Here is a 12790-nt window from a genome sequence, read left to right on the forward strand (position 1 = left end):
ATGGAAAATAAACAACCTAAAGAGCTTAATACACGATGCCACAATAAATACCAACATAAATTAATAACACTAATATCAACAATTGAATATATCAATAATAAACATAAAAAATACACACAAAGCAATCTACTTTATTACTTTAATGGAAACTTAAAACGAAATGGACACAAAGAAACTACTCTTAAAACACTTCAAAAATATCTTTATAAACTAGAAAAAGAATTTCAAGTGACAATCAATTATCACAGACATTTGGGTGTTAACATGGGAACTGAAGTGCACTATAAACTCAGATACTCTAAAAAAAACTGTCATCACATAATCAACAAACATTTCAAAGATAAACAAAAAGAAAGATTTCAAAAACGAGTTAATGCTAATGTTAAAAAAACATGCGATAAAAAGGAGACTGTAGAAAAAGAGGAGTGTTTTAATAATATCTATAATAAAAAAGAAGAAAATAGAACCAAAACAAGATCAATAGAAAAATTACAAATAAAAAAATATGCAAAAAAAAGTAAAGTCAAAAACAACTTACTTTCTTCTATTTTAAATTTAAATCTTAATAAAAAAATTGCAATTGAAATATTCAAAGCAGTAAAAAGAGACGAAAATCAATCTAAAAAAAAGGCACACAACACTAAAAACAGCACTAAAACAAATTTACAAAAAATATTAAAAGACGTCAAGACTCAACTAGTAAACGCAGGATACTCTGAAGAGCAATTAACAAAAAAAATAAACGTGATATACGAGCAATATCAACACAAACCACACTTTATCATACAAAATAATAAATACAATGATTTAAATCAGATAATAGAAAATCTTAAAAAATCAGTTGAATATGTTAAATCAACGATCAAAGAAGACAAAGAAGATATTAGGAATAACATATTTAGCATACTATTTGATCAGTTAAGGTACAAAGTAAGCCATGAGATCTTAGTACCAATATTGAAAGATTATTTAAATAAACAGAATAAATTAGGGTATGCCAAGGTATTTAGTAACTATTACTATTATGAGCTTATGGAAATAATAGGGAATAATAAAGCTAATTTACAATTAGGAAAATTTGAAAAAATTACTAGTTAAGGATTGGTTATGGAAAGTATATTAGAACGCCTTAAAGAAAAGCAATTAGAAATTAAATCTAAAGAAAGAAAGCCGATCTTTGTTAAGATCGAAGCAATAGATAATAGAATGTTATATCACACAAAAATTATGATGGATTTCTATTCATTCGGAGTCGATAGAAAACAAGAGCACAAATTTTTTATTGCATTTAGAGAATTGCTTGATAAATCAAAGATAGATTGGTTTAGTTTGTTTGCATTAAAGGGTGGTGATAAATTTCTAGGAATATTCTATGGATATAGAAAGCCGATAAAGAATGTAGTAAGGAGATATGAAGAAAATGGAGTTATTAAAACAATCTCATTTTCAAAAGTTTATTATATAGAATTTAGATTTAAAAAAGGCAGTGTTTTTTGTTATGTTAAAGGAATTGCTTATTTGCTTAGAAAAGAAAAATCTCATAAAAAATATTACAATTCGCTAGTTCAAATAATGTCAAATTTAGAAAAACAAGTACATGAATTTTATGGCAAAAAGTTGCCGATTGGAGGCCTTATAAACAAATGGATAGAAAAAAATCGAAAATAATTACGATTGCAAGCCTTAAGGGAGGTGTTGGGAAAAGTACTACTTCAATAGTACTTGCAAATTTATTATCACATCAATTCAAGGTTCTATTAATTGATACAGATGATCAAGCTGCCACTACAAGTTATTATTTTGATGAATTAGAAGCACAAAACGTTGACGTTTCCAAAATAAACATAGGTGGAATTATAAAAGATGGCTTGGATATTAATAAAAGTATTATTAGTATTGATAATAACATAGATTTAATACCTAGTTATATCACTGTGGATGAATTAAATGGAGACTATTACTATAGTAATCGCCACTTACCTATTGAATTTTCATTAAAGTCAAAATTAAATTCTGTAATTAGTAATTATGATTATGTCATAATTGATACTAATCCTAAAAGGAATTTTACATTAAAGATTGCTTTAATTAGTAGTCATTGTGTAATATCTCCAATGACGGCAGAAAAATGGGCTGTAGAAGGGTTTGAAACATTGAGGGGGTTTGTAAAAGAAATAGCAGGCATACCTATTTTCATTGTTATAACAAGGTTTAAGAAAAATGTTACACATAAACAGTTAATGGAAATAGTAAGTACTAAAAATAATTTTTTAGGTACTATAAGCGAAAGAGAAGATTTAAATAAGAGAATAGGTTGTAATGAAAAATTTGATTTTACAAAAGATTATATTATTGAATATAGCAAAATATTAGATTCTGTTTTGTTAAGATTGTAAGAATTAGCAAATATAAAAGGTTCGGCATGCTGAACTTTGTTTAAAGGAGAAAAAATTATGAATAGAAAAAATCTTGATTTAAGAATCAATAAAAGAATCTCAGAAAACAATGTAAATTATATTCTTGATAAAAGTAATGAAAATCAAAGAAAAGAAGAATTTGATCATTTAGTTAAACAATTAAAAAATAATATTAGATCAGAAATATATAATATCATTGATACTATGAAAATCTTAAAAAAGATAAATGATAATAAGCTTTATGTAGAAGGAGGTTTTAATTCTTTTAAAGATTTTTTGTCGGAATTTAAGCTTGCAAAAACTCAATCTTACGAGTATATAAAATTAGCTACTGCAGTTGAAATGGGCTTACTTGAAGAAGATTATATTACTCTCAATGGAATAAGAGCCTCTATAAGATATATTAAGTCTAAAACGAATGGAACAATAAAGCAATCGAAACAAAATCCAATAAAACCATTAAGGTTTCAGCTTAAAAAACAAGAAAGTTATGACTTCTATAAAAGTCATGCTAAATTTACGAGTTTTTTAATGGATGAGCTTTTTGAAAATCAAAAAGATTTGCTTGATAAACTTTTGAAAAAGTATAAAGAATTAAAAGGAGAATGATTTTAAAAAAATATCGAGTTAATAAAATAATAGTTCTTCATATTTTTTTATTTTTTTGAAACATGTACAAATATGAATTATTTGTAATAGAGTTGATTTTATTTTGGATCTGTTGTATTCTGATTATCGGCAGGTAAAGCCATCTTGGTAGGTAAAGCTACCTTGGTTTTTTGAATGATATATGTGGCTTTTAGAGCTTAATTAAGCATTCCTTTGAGAATTCTTAGTTAAGCTCTGAATTTTTATTTTTAGGTTTATTGATTCAGTACTTTTTAGATCATTTGTTAATTATTGACAAAAATGATTTTTTGCTATAATATTTATTTATAATTCAAAAAACCAAGGAGTATTAAATGTATAAGAATAAAATTACAAAAAAGAAAATTAATGTGCAAAGTACAAATAGTATAACAAGAAGTGAAATATCCACTACAATTAATACAATAGCAGATAAAATGAATTCAAATAATATTTATGAAGTATGGGAAGCATATAAGAGTATGTATGGACTTAAAGGAATGGACTTGGCTTCAGAGAGGGAAATCTTAACACTGCTTCAGATAAATAATCTAAATCCTTTTAAAAAGGAAGCATATATAATTCCTTTTAATGGACGTTATACAGTTGTTGTAGCATATCAAACATTGCTTATACGAGCATACGAGGCTGGGTATAATAGATATACTCTTGAGTTTAAAGAAGAACCGGTTAAAACACGTAAATTTGACTTTAAAGGTAATATAGTAGAGAGAGAAGATTTACAGTGTACAGCTTATTTCAAATCAGATGATGGTAGTCGTTACAGTTTTTCTATCTTACTTAGTGAATATTATAAGAATACACCTATATGGCGAGATAAACAAATATTCATGTTAAGGAAATGTGCAGTCAGTTGTTTGTGTAGGACCTTGCCAGGAGCAGGTCTTGAAAGTATGCCATATATAAGAGAAGAATTAGGAGATGTGGATATAATTTGTGAAGAACAAAATATACAAAAAATAGAAAATACTGAAACGACCGATTATAAATCAACGATAGAAATGAAATCCGTTAGTCATGATTCTATGCTTTTTAGCAATGAAACAGTTAAGCGTGTACCTTCTAAATATTATTATTACAAGAATTTACTTCAAGCGTCTAAGAAGATGCATTCACAATTAGAAGATACTCCTTTTGATAGTCTAGAAATGATAGATAAGTTTTTACATCAATTACAAGAAGATGATGATTCTAATATACTTAATTATTTTGAAACTAAACCAGAGCTTAAAACTATAGAATATTGGACAAGCTTACTAAATAATTATTTAACAAGGACCCAGTCTGATCCAGAAGTTGTAGAAGGGTTTTCTAAATTTTTAGTGTATAGAGAACCTAAATATGGTCAAAGTCCATTAAAGCTATTTGGATCTATAGCAAGTGATGAGAATTTTAGGTATCTTTGTGAATAAAGATATACCCCTATTCTGTTAAAAGATAAGCCCTCAAGGCTTATCTTTATTTAGTTTTTTAATTTCGAATACTTGTTGTACACTATTTGTACAATAGGTTTAGTGACTTGAATATATTTTTGAAATAAATTTATATTAAACATTAAATCATCAACGGTATGATTTGATTTAAGTGTAGAAGCATCAAAGTAAGTAAACTTAGGATACTTTGGGTCATTAACCTTTTTCTTTGTTCTAGTTAAAAATACTTGTAAATACATAACATAATCAGATAACTTTGCTTCATACATATTTAACTCTGTAAGAGTTTGTTCCTTAGGTGGCGTTGGTTCTTCTGTTAGAGATGCTATCGTTGTACATGAGAAGATAAGTGTTAAAAAAGTTAAATTTATAAGCTTTTTCAAATTAGGCCTCCTTTAACATTTTGATGTAAGTACTCATTATTTTGTTGCGTTTAGCTCTGAGTTGAGATATGTATTTTGAAAGTTCATCATACTCATCAGCAGTTTCTATTATTTCAATATTAATTCTTAGTATTTCTTCAATTTCAGATAATAGTTTGATAGCTTCCTTTTGTTCCATTTGATATACACTAGCTTCATATAGACAGTAAAAGTAATTGACTACTTTAGTAAAAATATTAATGTATGTAGCAGTGTTTTTATTTTGGTTATTGTTTTTGATGATATCTGTAAATTTGTTTAGAATTTCAACGCTAGTTTTAGCAGTACTTAATTTCATTTTGTCTCCTTTTCATGATATGTAATTTGTGAAGGCAATTCCATATTGTTTGGGTTGCTATTAACTTTTTCTATAAATTCTTTTATTTTAGTTTGGATAGGTTCAAGATCCAACTTGATTTGTGGAGTTAATGCATTGTCTAGTATTTCCATATTTTTAGTGTAGATTTGCTCGTATTCTAAATAAAATTCACACAATAGTGAAAATGCTTTATGAGCATTCTAATTGAAACTGCCATCTTTGAAGTTTGAAAGTGTGTCAATTAAATTAGATATTGACTCTAAGGCAGTATCTAGATGTTGCTTTTCAAGTATCATAACCCCTCCTTTTCATCTTTGTCTTTTTGTTTGCATTGTGTTTTAAACTTATCTAGTAAGATATTTAAAATATCTTTAAGTACTGGTTTTAATAGAAATGCAAGTCCTAAGATTAAACCTGAGATAACAAGTAACTTATTGCCATCAATACCAAGTAAAAGCTGTGTTAAATTATTTATATTTGTATCATTCATTTATGCTTTAACCTCACTTTAAAAATTATGTAGCTACAACTATATATCAAAAAATAATTTTTGCTATTTAATTTATAACTTTACTAAAGAAGGCACACTATTCCCATTTACATAAGCACGCTTTTGTATATACCAACCTCTAAGGACTGGACATACAATATCTATCAAAGCATTTTGAGCTTTGTAATAATATGCTGTTGATGTTTGTGATTCATCAGAATATTTAAGTGATACTTTTTTTGTGTAAGTATAACCAGAAGAAGAAATTGTTAAATCAACATAAATGTCTAAGTAAATGGGATCATTATCATCATATTTGTTAAAAATAAGTTTTACTTCTTGGTCTCTACTTGAACTTGTCATGTCTAATATATAAGCTTGACTTTTAAGAGAAGAAGCATAAATAGGTGTACTTGAAGTCCTACTTTTTGTAGTAGTAAATCCTGAAGGAATTCCTGTTAAGTATTCAGGTATTTTTGCTCTTTGTAATGAACTGTAACTTGAAGTAACAAAGTAATCATCTTTGCTTAAATTGTATGTTGATAGTCCACTTCCAAGTTTATCTTTAACTTTACTATATGTATTTGAAATACTACTAGATTCATCATTTAAAAATTTGCTAAGTATTTTACTGTAAACTTGATTTATGAAATTGTCATCTTGTTGTAATTCTGTAGCAATAGTACTTTTAATAATTTCTTTAAAATAAGTAAGTCCTTCACCTTTAAAAGTTTTATCTTTAGTAGTTTTAAGGAAATTTTCAAAAGTAATAGCATTACAACTTGAAATACCATCATCGAGTAGTAATAAATCAGTATTTTTAACTGCTTCAAGTCTATTTAAATCTTTAATTTGAATACAATCGTCTTGGTCACTCATTTATACAAACTCCTTTTAAATATTAAATTTAGCAATTTCCTTATTTTCCATGTCATATAATTTTAAGGCCCTTCCAATTGGTATTAAGTTTTTTAGGAACGTGTAAATAGACTCAGCATATCCTTTAGGAAGGAAGTGAAAAATTAAGATTTTACATTGGATATTTTCATTTTCTTTTTTATAGCATAATTTGATTTTTCTATTTCTATTAGTAGTAGAACTAGGTGAGATTTTAGCAGTAAAGTTTGTTTTAACAGCACCTAGTAATTTTATATTAATAACACCATCACTTGGTACTGTAATTTCAATATCAACATTAAGAAAAGTTTTAAATAACTTAGTAAAAGATGCGTCAGTACCAATGTGTTTTAAGGCATAAATAATACTATCAATATTTTTTGTAAGATCTTGAACAGGTTGTGTTTCAACATAAAATATATTAAATATCTTAGATAGCCAAGTAGCAACGAATCTAGATGTGCAGTGTTTACTAATTGGTAGTCCAGTAAAGTTAGAATTTAGACTTACAAGTTCAGATAGCATTACATTAGCAAAGTTAAGTTCATTTTGTATAAACTTATCAAGTTGACTATTTCGAGTAAACCCAATTTGATTCAAAATTTAGCTCCTAACTTTCAATATCAATAATTAATCTATGAGTAGTATCAAATACAAGCAACTCTGAAGGTTGTACAGTAATATCTTTATTTTCATTACTAGTAAATTCACTACTTAAATCTGATATGTTTGTACTTGTATCATCTTTAGTTACTGCAAATATTTTCATGCTTTTAATACCTTTAATTTCATTAACGGGAGCAAGGAAATCTTGATATTCAAAGCTAATACCCATATCAGAATAATTGTTTTTGATGATGCGATCATAGATATTTCGTATTTGTTTATCAATGTTAAGATAAGTATGGTTTTTAATATCTAGACTGTATTTAACTTTAAGATAAAGATACTTTTTCTTACCAAGTGTGACTTTGTATACTTTTTTTTGATTTATTTCATTCATGCCATCAATTTCAATATCTCCTTCAAGGTTAGTACCACTAGGAACAGTTTCATAAAGCATTTTCCAAAGATTGGCTTTAAATTTAGAATCTTGAATTTGAGCTTTGGATGTATTTAATACAGATTCATTTAAGAGTAGATATATCTTAACCTTACCAGCTTCACTTGCAAGATTAGCATATTCAACTTTGTCTAGATTAAGTAATGCTTTTATTACACCAGGTTGGGTAATACTATTTGAAGTTATATATTTTTGAATAATTTGGAAAAATTCTCCACCGGGTTGCATTTTATCAAAAAATAAATTAAGTTCATTAATGATCTGTTCTTCTACAATTGAAAGTGAGGTTGCTATAATATTATAAATTGAAGATGGGTCATCACTTATTACAACATTATACATTTGCATTAAATATTCTTTTTTAGTCTCTACGATTTGTGAAATATTTTGTTTTAAAATTCCAAAATTGGGATCAAATATGATACTCATGTATTAATAACCGTTTCAAGTGAGTCACCTGGGAAGTAAAATGTAATATTTAATTTTTTAAGTTTAATTTCAACTTTGATTCCTACAAGATTAATTTGTAATTCATTAACTATATTGTAAAAGTATGTTTTAATTTGATTTAGCTTTCCTAATTTACATACTTTTAAAAGATATAAATAGTCAAGTCCCCACTGTGGTGCGTAAGATATACTTCCCTTTAGTGTTTTAAGAAATATAAATAAGCGTTGTTTTTGTTCTTCAACACCATCGATGATATTTAAGTCATTGTTAAATATTAAATCGAAGTTGTTATTAATTTTGATATCCAATCTTTATACCTTTAACCACGAAAATAAATATATAACTATTTTAGCAAAAATCTAACTAAGTAAATCATAAATTCTGTTTCTAAGACTATAAAGACCAGCTCTGCTAGATTCATCTATAATAGCTTGACCAGTAACTCTTAAATTAGTAATAGCGTATGTTATATCAATTAAAATACTTTTTAAAGTTTCAGAATTGTTGCTTATGTCAATTTTATTATTAGATTTAATGCAAACTTTATTTTTACCTATTAAATCAAGATTGTAATTTGAACTGATATCAATGTCATCATTAGCTTTAATTACAACATCATCTTCAGCCTTAATACTAAAGTCAGTACAATTAATGTTGATATTTTGATTTGCATTTAGATTGATATCGTGATCAGAAGCTGCATTGATTTGATTATCAGATTTAATATCAATTTTATTAATGGTTTTTAATTTGATATCATCACAAGCCATTTCTAGATATTTGGGATTTATAATACTTAATATATAGAAATGATTTTTGTCAAAGTTAATATTATCATCGTGATTGAAAAGGTTGATATTAGATTGAAGTAATAATACCATTTCACCTTCATTTGGGTTTATGTTAATATTTGATATGTTTTGTGTTTCAATTTCGATGTTATCAAATTCTTCAATTATTACAACACCTTTTTGTGAATTTGGATCAAAGTTTTTAACTTTACCTATTTTAGTAATGAAGATATTACTAAATATCCATTTTTTTATTTCTTCTTGTGTTAGGGCAGATCCATATAAATTTTGATTCATTCTATAAAATTCGTAGTTAGGGTGCATATGTATCTCCTTTTTAATTATGATTTAAATTTGAACACCATTTGAGTCATCATAAAGTTTAAGCATGAGTGAGCATTCATTAGAATTACTAAGTGTAGCATTTGTTTCACTAATGGTGTTTTTGATTGTATTTCCAAGAGAATCGATAAATGATACTTTATCACCAACTCTTAACTTATGTGTATAAGTTACTTTGGCTTTCCAATATATGAGCCTTATATTACGGTTAGAACCTAATGTTATTTCTTGTTGAGGTATAAACTGCAGTCCGTAATATTCAAGTTTTTCATAATGAGTAGAATGACCAGTTTTCATATAGTTTGTAAATATAAAATTACATTCAACTTTGTCTATTCCATTACCAACGTCTGCTAATGCGCTTTTGACATATTTTTTAGATAGTTTTTCTATAAATTCTTTTGGATTTGTTGCATAAAAGTTTTCTTCAATGACTCTAAGCTTGTCATCAGTGCTCATATTGATAATATTTCTATTTGGAAAAGCTGATTTAATAGCAGCCTCTACACTCATACCTTTAAATTGTTTAGTTTTAAGTTCACGATTGAAAAAATTACTTTTTGAGGCTAAGTGAATCTCAAGTTCTACACTAAAATCACCACTAGGATAATCAGTACTCATTGGAACGCCAAGATACCCTGCCATGATAAATTCAAATTCTTTTTCATGAGCATATTTTTTATAAAATATTTTTACAACATCTCCTTCTTTTACATCAGAAGTAAAATCTAATGGCAAGTTCCAAAGTACTAGCTTTGCTTGTTTTGCTCTTACAAAATTATAGCTTGAATAAATGTTAGATATGGAAATATCTATGTGTATACCATCTTGTGTATCTATAACAATTTTAGGAACATCTTCAGTTATAGCCTCACCAGTAATATCAGAATTGGATGAGTTAATAGTAGAGTAAAATTCAATTTTAAAGTCATACTTGAGTAATATCATTAAGCTATCCTTTATATTTTCTTAATGAAAATGTTTTAATAACCTCCATATTGAGACTAACTTCAACTTCATCAATAAAAGGAGTATCTTTAAATGTGATTGAATTTATAACAACCAAATCTTTAATACCAAATGATGGACTGTAAGCAGTAAATGGTACTTGAGCTTGTAGTCTAGATGCTAGTTGTTCTTTTACCAAATTACTATCAAATTCGAGTAGACAATTACCAAAATAACTTGATTTGAGCGGTGTTAACATTTCTTTATATAAATTTGTTAAGATGCCACCTGAGAGTGATATAGTCTCGGCTGTTAGAGTTGGATTATAGCTTACATATTCAGCTTTTCTAGAATAATAATTGATAACAGGACGTTTAGAACAACTTGTGTTATAAGTTCTAGTAATAAGTTCAGACTTTGGTTTAATAAAAAATAGTTGTGGAAGGTATCCCATTCCTTTAAGATCGGGTCTTGGAAAAAGAACTATAAAGTTATCAGTACTAAATAAAGCAAAGATTTGGGTTGAAACATCTCTAATTATTTGAAATATTTCATGTGGTGATAATGTATTATTGTTCAATATTTAAGTAACCCTCCTCATTTAAAAGTTAAATTATGGTGTAGACACAGATTTATCTGATTCTTCTTGAAGTTTAGCTAGACTCTCACCACCGTCCCCTCCTAAGAATTTAGGAAGTATTGATTTAAGTCTTGCAATTAAGATATCTAAAGAAAAAATATTTTTGATTCCGTTTATTAAGGGATCAACGATATGTGTTTTAAACTTAAAGTCTTTAAGCCATGCGAGTAGATCCGCAGTGACTTTTACTAAAGGATCCATAACCTTAGCAGTTAGTTCTTTAAGCTCATCATCTAATTTGTAAATATTGCTTACTGCTTTATCAGCAGCACTTGCATGTTGCGTGATATTTAAAGAGTTAAAGTCTTTTAGTACCTTTTCTATCATTTTGGTTCTAGAGCTTAAGTCTAGAGTAGCTCCTTGTTCATATTGCATTTGTGATTGTTCAAGATAATCTTTTCTAACTTTTTTAAACTGACTCATCATTGTAAAAATTGCATTACCTTTACCACTTAGAAGTTCAATCACAGAAGATATAGCATCGTCATCACTTGAAGCAATACCACTTGCCTTAAGTTTAGCAGCAAGTTCCACAGATTTTAATACATTATTTTCATTATCAAGTCCCAAGTTAGCAAGGGTACCCTTAATGACACCAGCTTTGCTTAAGAATTCTTCTATGCTTTTGGTTTGCTCAAATGTTTTCATGCCATGTAGATTACTCATTAAGCTTGCTTTTTCGTTTTTTTCAAATATCCTAGAATTTATAAGATTAAATCTTTTTGCAATAGCTTGTTCTTTTATAGCTTCTTTTGCAAATCCAAGAGTATTAGAAGAAACCTTTTTTATAGCATGAGATACTATATTTCCAATGGCAGTTCCTATTGCAATACTTGGGATACCAATTCCTACTTTATTTTGTTGTGTTAACTTACCTTTTCGTTTACTCTCTTCTTTTAATTTTTTATATTCTAATGTTCTTAAATCTTCTGATGACATAGTAGAACGTTTAAATGCTTCACGTTGTGCTTTTTGGAATGTATAGCCTTGCTTTATGAGTTTTTTAGTTTCACTAAGTCTAAACTTTTCTACTTTGTCTCTTAATTTTTCATATTTGGTTTGGTTTTTCAGTTCGCGTTTTTTTTCTTGTAAGTTATATTTAATAAAGTCTTTTGTACTTCCAAGTGATGTTCGTTTAGGTTTGATTAGATTTTCTAACTTGGAAATATCCCTTTCTAATGATTTGCGCGTTGTTGCGTGATCTAAGACTCCTTTAAATTTGATTGTAAATTTATCATTCACACGTATCCTCACTTAGAAAGAATAAGTTCTAATATTTGTTTTTCTAACTTAGCTTCAGATATTTTATTAACTTCCATGAGTTCATCATAAAACATGCTTTTAACTTCATTGTAAGAGCATACATTTGTAAATATTGGTAGCCAGTATTTATTTTTTTTAACTTCTTCAAGTAAAGCAAAATAGCGTTCTCTAGTAGTCTGTAGACTTTTTATAAACTGAAGAGCATCTTTAGTAATCATAAGGTTATCCTATCTTGATTGTTATCCTTTATTTTATTTACAACGTGTTCATAATTAAATTCTGTGTCATTTATATAATCAAATTGAACAAAATCTCCAACATTATTTTCATATTCTTTAAGGAAAATAAAAGATGGCTTTTTAAATTCGGGATCTAAATGAAATATATTAAACTCTACACAGTATATAATTGCTACAAGGTAATCTTTATAATAAGTAGCAAATTCTCTATTATTATCCAAAATAAGATAAAATTCATCTAGAAATCCTGGTTTTATCATTAAATTGGTAATTTCCTTTAAATATTTAATTTCGTTCAGTTTTTGGGTGCCTTCATTTTGTGAAAATCCTAATATAGAATCCCATTCATACATTGGTAATACTTTTAGTTGGTACTCATAAGTTTTATCTTTACTTAAAATTTGCATTTTATATCTTGTAATCATTAT

At 27.2% G+C, this 12790-nt stretch carries 19 protein-coding genes; 5 read left to right on the forward strand and 14 right to left on the reverse strand.

Features of this window, described 5'->3' with window-relative positions:
• The 5 genes from bcCo53_RS04510 (at position 1) to bcCo53_RS04530 (ending at position 4477) form a co-directional block, all read left to right on the forward strand.
• Positions 1-1098: a plasmid maintenance protein gene (locus tag bcCo53_RS04510; protein WP_025409005.1), complete on the forward strand. Its 1098-nt coding sequence runs from the start codon at positions 1-3 to the stop codon at positions 1096-1098.
• Positions 1099-1107: 9 nt separating this feature from the next.
• Positions 1108-1668, forward strand: coding sequence for a DUF226 domain-containing protein (locus tag bcCo53_RS04515; protein WP_025409006.1), 561 nt, complete (start codon positions 1108-1110; stop codon positions 1666-1668).
• The gene (locus tag bcCo53_RS04520) at positions 1644-2396 is read left to right on the forward strand and encodes a ParA family protein (protein WP_025409007.1); all 753 of its coding nucleotides are present in this window, start codon (positions 1644-1646) and stop codon (positions 2394-2396) included. The genes bcCo53_RS04515 and bcCo53_RS04520 overlap by 25 nt, the downstream gene beginning before the upstream one ends.
• A 57-nt stretch (positions 2397-2453) precedes the next feature.
• Entirely contained in the window at positions 2454-3026 is a 573-nt protein-coding gene (locus tag bcCo53_RS04525; protein ID WP_025409008.1) for a chromosome replication/partitioning protein, read from the forward strand.
• Positions 3027-3379: 353 nt separating this feature from the next.
• Entirely contained in the window at positions 3380-4477 is a 1098-nt protein-coding gene (locus bcCo53_RS04530) for a recombinase RecT (RefSeq protein WP_246938371.1), read from the forward strand.
• A 50-nt stretch (positions 4478-4527) separates the two neighbouring features.
• Here the strand turns inward: bcCo53_RS04530 and bcCo53_RS04535 are convergent, their stop codons facing one another.
• The 14 genes from bcCo53_RS04535 to bcCo53_RS04600 all read right to left on the reverse strand — a co-directional run bounded on the left by bcCo53_RS04535 (position 4528) and on the right by bcCo53_RS04600 (position 12787).
• The gene (locus tag bcCo53_RS04535) at positions 4528-4881 is read right to left on the reverse strand and encodes a BBA14 family lipoprotein (RefSeq protein WP_025409036.1); all 354 of its coding nucleotides are present in this window, start codon (positions 4879-4881) and stop codon (positions 4528-4530) included.
• Between the two features lies 1 nt (position 4882).
• Positions 4883-5218 (reverse strand): BlyB family putative holin accessory protein, encoded by a 336-nt coding sequence (locus bcCo53_RS04540; RefSeq protein WP_041178854.1) that lies wholly within the window; start codon positions 5216-5218, stop codon positions 4883-4885.
• Positions 5215-5415 carry a BlyB family putative holin accessory protein gene (locus tag bcCo53_RS04545; protein ID WP_246938372.1) on the reverse strand — a complete coding sequence of 67 codons (201 nt, stop codon included), beginning with the start codon at positions 5413-5415 and terminating at the stop codon, positions 5215-5217. The genes bcCo53_RS04540 and bcCo53_RS04545 overlap by 4 nt, the downstream gene beginning before the upstream one ends.
• Before the next feature lie 116 nt (positions 5416-5531).
• Positions 5532-5729, reverse strand: a complete 198-nt coding sequence (locus bcCo53_RS04550; protein WP_025408684.1) for a hypothetical protein — start codon at positions 5727-5729, stop codon at positions 5532-5534.
• Positions 5730-5801: 72 nt separating this feature from the next.
• A complete protein-coding gene (locus bcCo53_RS04555; protein WP_246938373.1) occupies positions 5802-6608 on the reverse strand; it encodes a DUF685 domain-containing protein in 807 nt (268 codons plus the stop codon).
• Between the two features lie 15 nt (positions 6609-6623).
• Entirely contained in the window at positions 6624-7226 is a 603-nt protein-coding gene (locus bcCo53_RS04560; protein WP_025408748.1) for a DUF735 family protein, read from the reverse strand.
• Positions 7227-7236: 10 nt separating this feature from the next.
• Positions 7237-8118 carry a DUF276 domain-containing protein gene (locus tag bcCo53_RS04565; protein ID WP_246938374.1) on the reverse strand — a complete coding sequence of 294 codons (882 nt, stop codon included), beginning with the start codon at positions 8116-8118 and terminating at the stop codon, positions 7237-7239.
• Positions 8115-8447 carry a contractile injection system sheath initiator gene (locus tag bcCo53_RS04570; protein ID WP_025409076.1) on the reverse strand — a complete coding sequence of 111 codons (333 nt, stop codon included), beginning with the start codon at positions 8445-8447 and terminating at the stop codon, positions 8115-8117. Before bcCo53_RS04570 ends, bcCo53_RS04565 begins: the two co-directional genes overlap by 4 nt.
• Before the next feature lie 51 nt (positions 8448-8498).
• Positions 8499-9227 carry a DUF777 family protein gene (locus tag bcCo53_RS04575; RefSeq protein ID WP_246938375.1) on the reverse strand — a complete coding sequence of 243 codons (729 nt, stop codon included), beginning with the start codon at positions 9225-9227 and terminating at the stop codon, positions 8499-8501.
• Between the two features lie 51 nt (positions 9228-9278).
• Complete coding sequence (locus bcCo53_RS04580) at positions 9279-10220, reverse strand: DUF693 family protein (protein ID WP_246938376.1); 942 nt, start codon at positions 10218-10220, stop codon at positions 9279-9281.
• 4 nt (positions 10221-10224) lie between these two features.
• Positions 10225-10803: a DUF792 family protein gene (locus tag bcCo53_RS04585; RefSeq protein WP_041178855.1), complete on the reverse strand. Its 579-nt coding sequence runs from the start codon at positions 10801-10803 to the stop codon at positions 10225-10227.
• 30 nt (positions 10804-10833) lie between these two features.
• Complete coding sequence (locus bcCo53_RS04590) at positions 10834-12102, reverse strand: DUF759 family protein (RefSeq protein ID WP_246938377.1); 1269 nt, start codon at positions 12100-12102, stop codon at positions 10834-10836.
• A gap of 8 nt (positions 12103-12110) precedes the next feature.
• Positions 12111-12341, reverse strand: a complete 231-nt coding sequence (locus bcCo53_RS04595; protein ID WP_025408755.1) for a DUF1322 family protein — start codon at positions 12339-12341, stop codon at positions 12111-12113.
• Positions 12338-12787: a DUF1473 family protein gene (locus tag bcCo53_RS04600; RefSeq protein ID WP_246938364.1), complete on the reverse strand. Its 450-nt coding sequence runs from the start codon at positions 12785-12787 to the stop codon at positions 12338-12340. Before bcCo53_RS04600 ends, bcCo53_RS04595 begins: the two co-directional genes overlap by 4 nt.
• Between the last annotated feature and the right edge of the window lie 3 nt (positions 12788-12790).

The organism is Borrelia coriaceae (assembly GCF_023035295.1).
GTDB lineage: Bacteria > Spirochaetota > Spirochaetia > Borreliales > Borreliaceae > Borrelia > Borrelia coriaceae.

Coding starts and splice junctions, on each gene's coding strand:
- bcCo53_RS04530 (WP_246938371.1), top strand. CDS start 3,380: ATGTATAAGAATAAAATTACAAAAAAGAAAATTAATGTGCAAAGTACA.
- bcCo53_RS04540 (WP_041178854.1), bottom strand. CDS start 5,218: ATGAAATTAAGTACTGCTAAAACTAGCGTTGAAATTCTAAACAAATTT.
- bcCo53_RS04580 (WP_246938376.1), bottom strand. CDS start 10,220: ATGATATTACTCAAGTATGACTTTAAAATTGAATTTTACTCTACTATT.
- bcCo53_RS04550 (WP_025408684.1), bottom strand. CDS start 5,729: ATGAATGATACAAATATAAATAATTTAACACAGCTTTTACTTGGTATT.
- bcCo53_RS04525 (WP_025409008.1), top strand. CDS start 2,454: ATGAATAGAAAAAATCTTGATTTAAGAATCAATAAAAGAATCTCAGAA.
- bcCo53_RS04575 (WP_246938375.1), bottom strand. CDS start 9,227: ATGAATCAAAATTTATATGGATCTGCCCTAACACAAGAAGAAATAAAA.
- bcCo53_RS04565 (WP_246938374.1), bottom strand. CDS start 8,118: ATGAGTATCATATTTGATCCCAATTTTGGAATTTTAAAACAAAATATT.
- bcCo53_RS04510 (WP_025409005.1), top strand. CDS start 1: ATGGAAAATAAACAACCTAAAGAGCTTAATACACGATGCCACAATAAA.
- bcCo53_RS04555 (WP_246938373.1), bottom strand. CDS start 6,608: ATGAGTGACCAAGACGATTGTATTCAAATTAAAGATTTAAATAGACTT.
- bcCo53_RS04600 (WP_246938364.1), bottom strand. CDS start 12,787: ATGATTACAAGATATAAAATGCAAATTTTAAGTAAAGATAAAACTTAT.
- bcCo53_RS04515 (WP_025409006.1), top strand. CDS start 1,108: ATGGAAAGTATATTAGAACGCCTTAAAGAAAAGCAATTAGAAATTAAA.
- bcCo53_RS04595 (WP_025408755.1), bottom strand. CDS start 12,341: ATGATTACTAAAGATGCTCTTCAGTTTATAAAAAGTCTACAGACTACT.
- bcCo53_RS04520 (WP_025409007.1), top strand. CDS start 1,644: ATGGATAGAAAAAAATCGAAAATAATTACGATTGCAAGCCTTAAGGGA.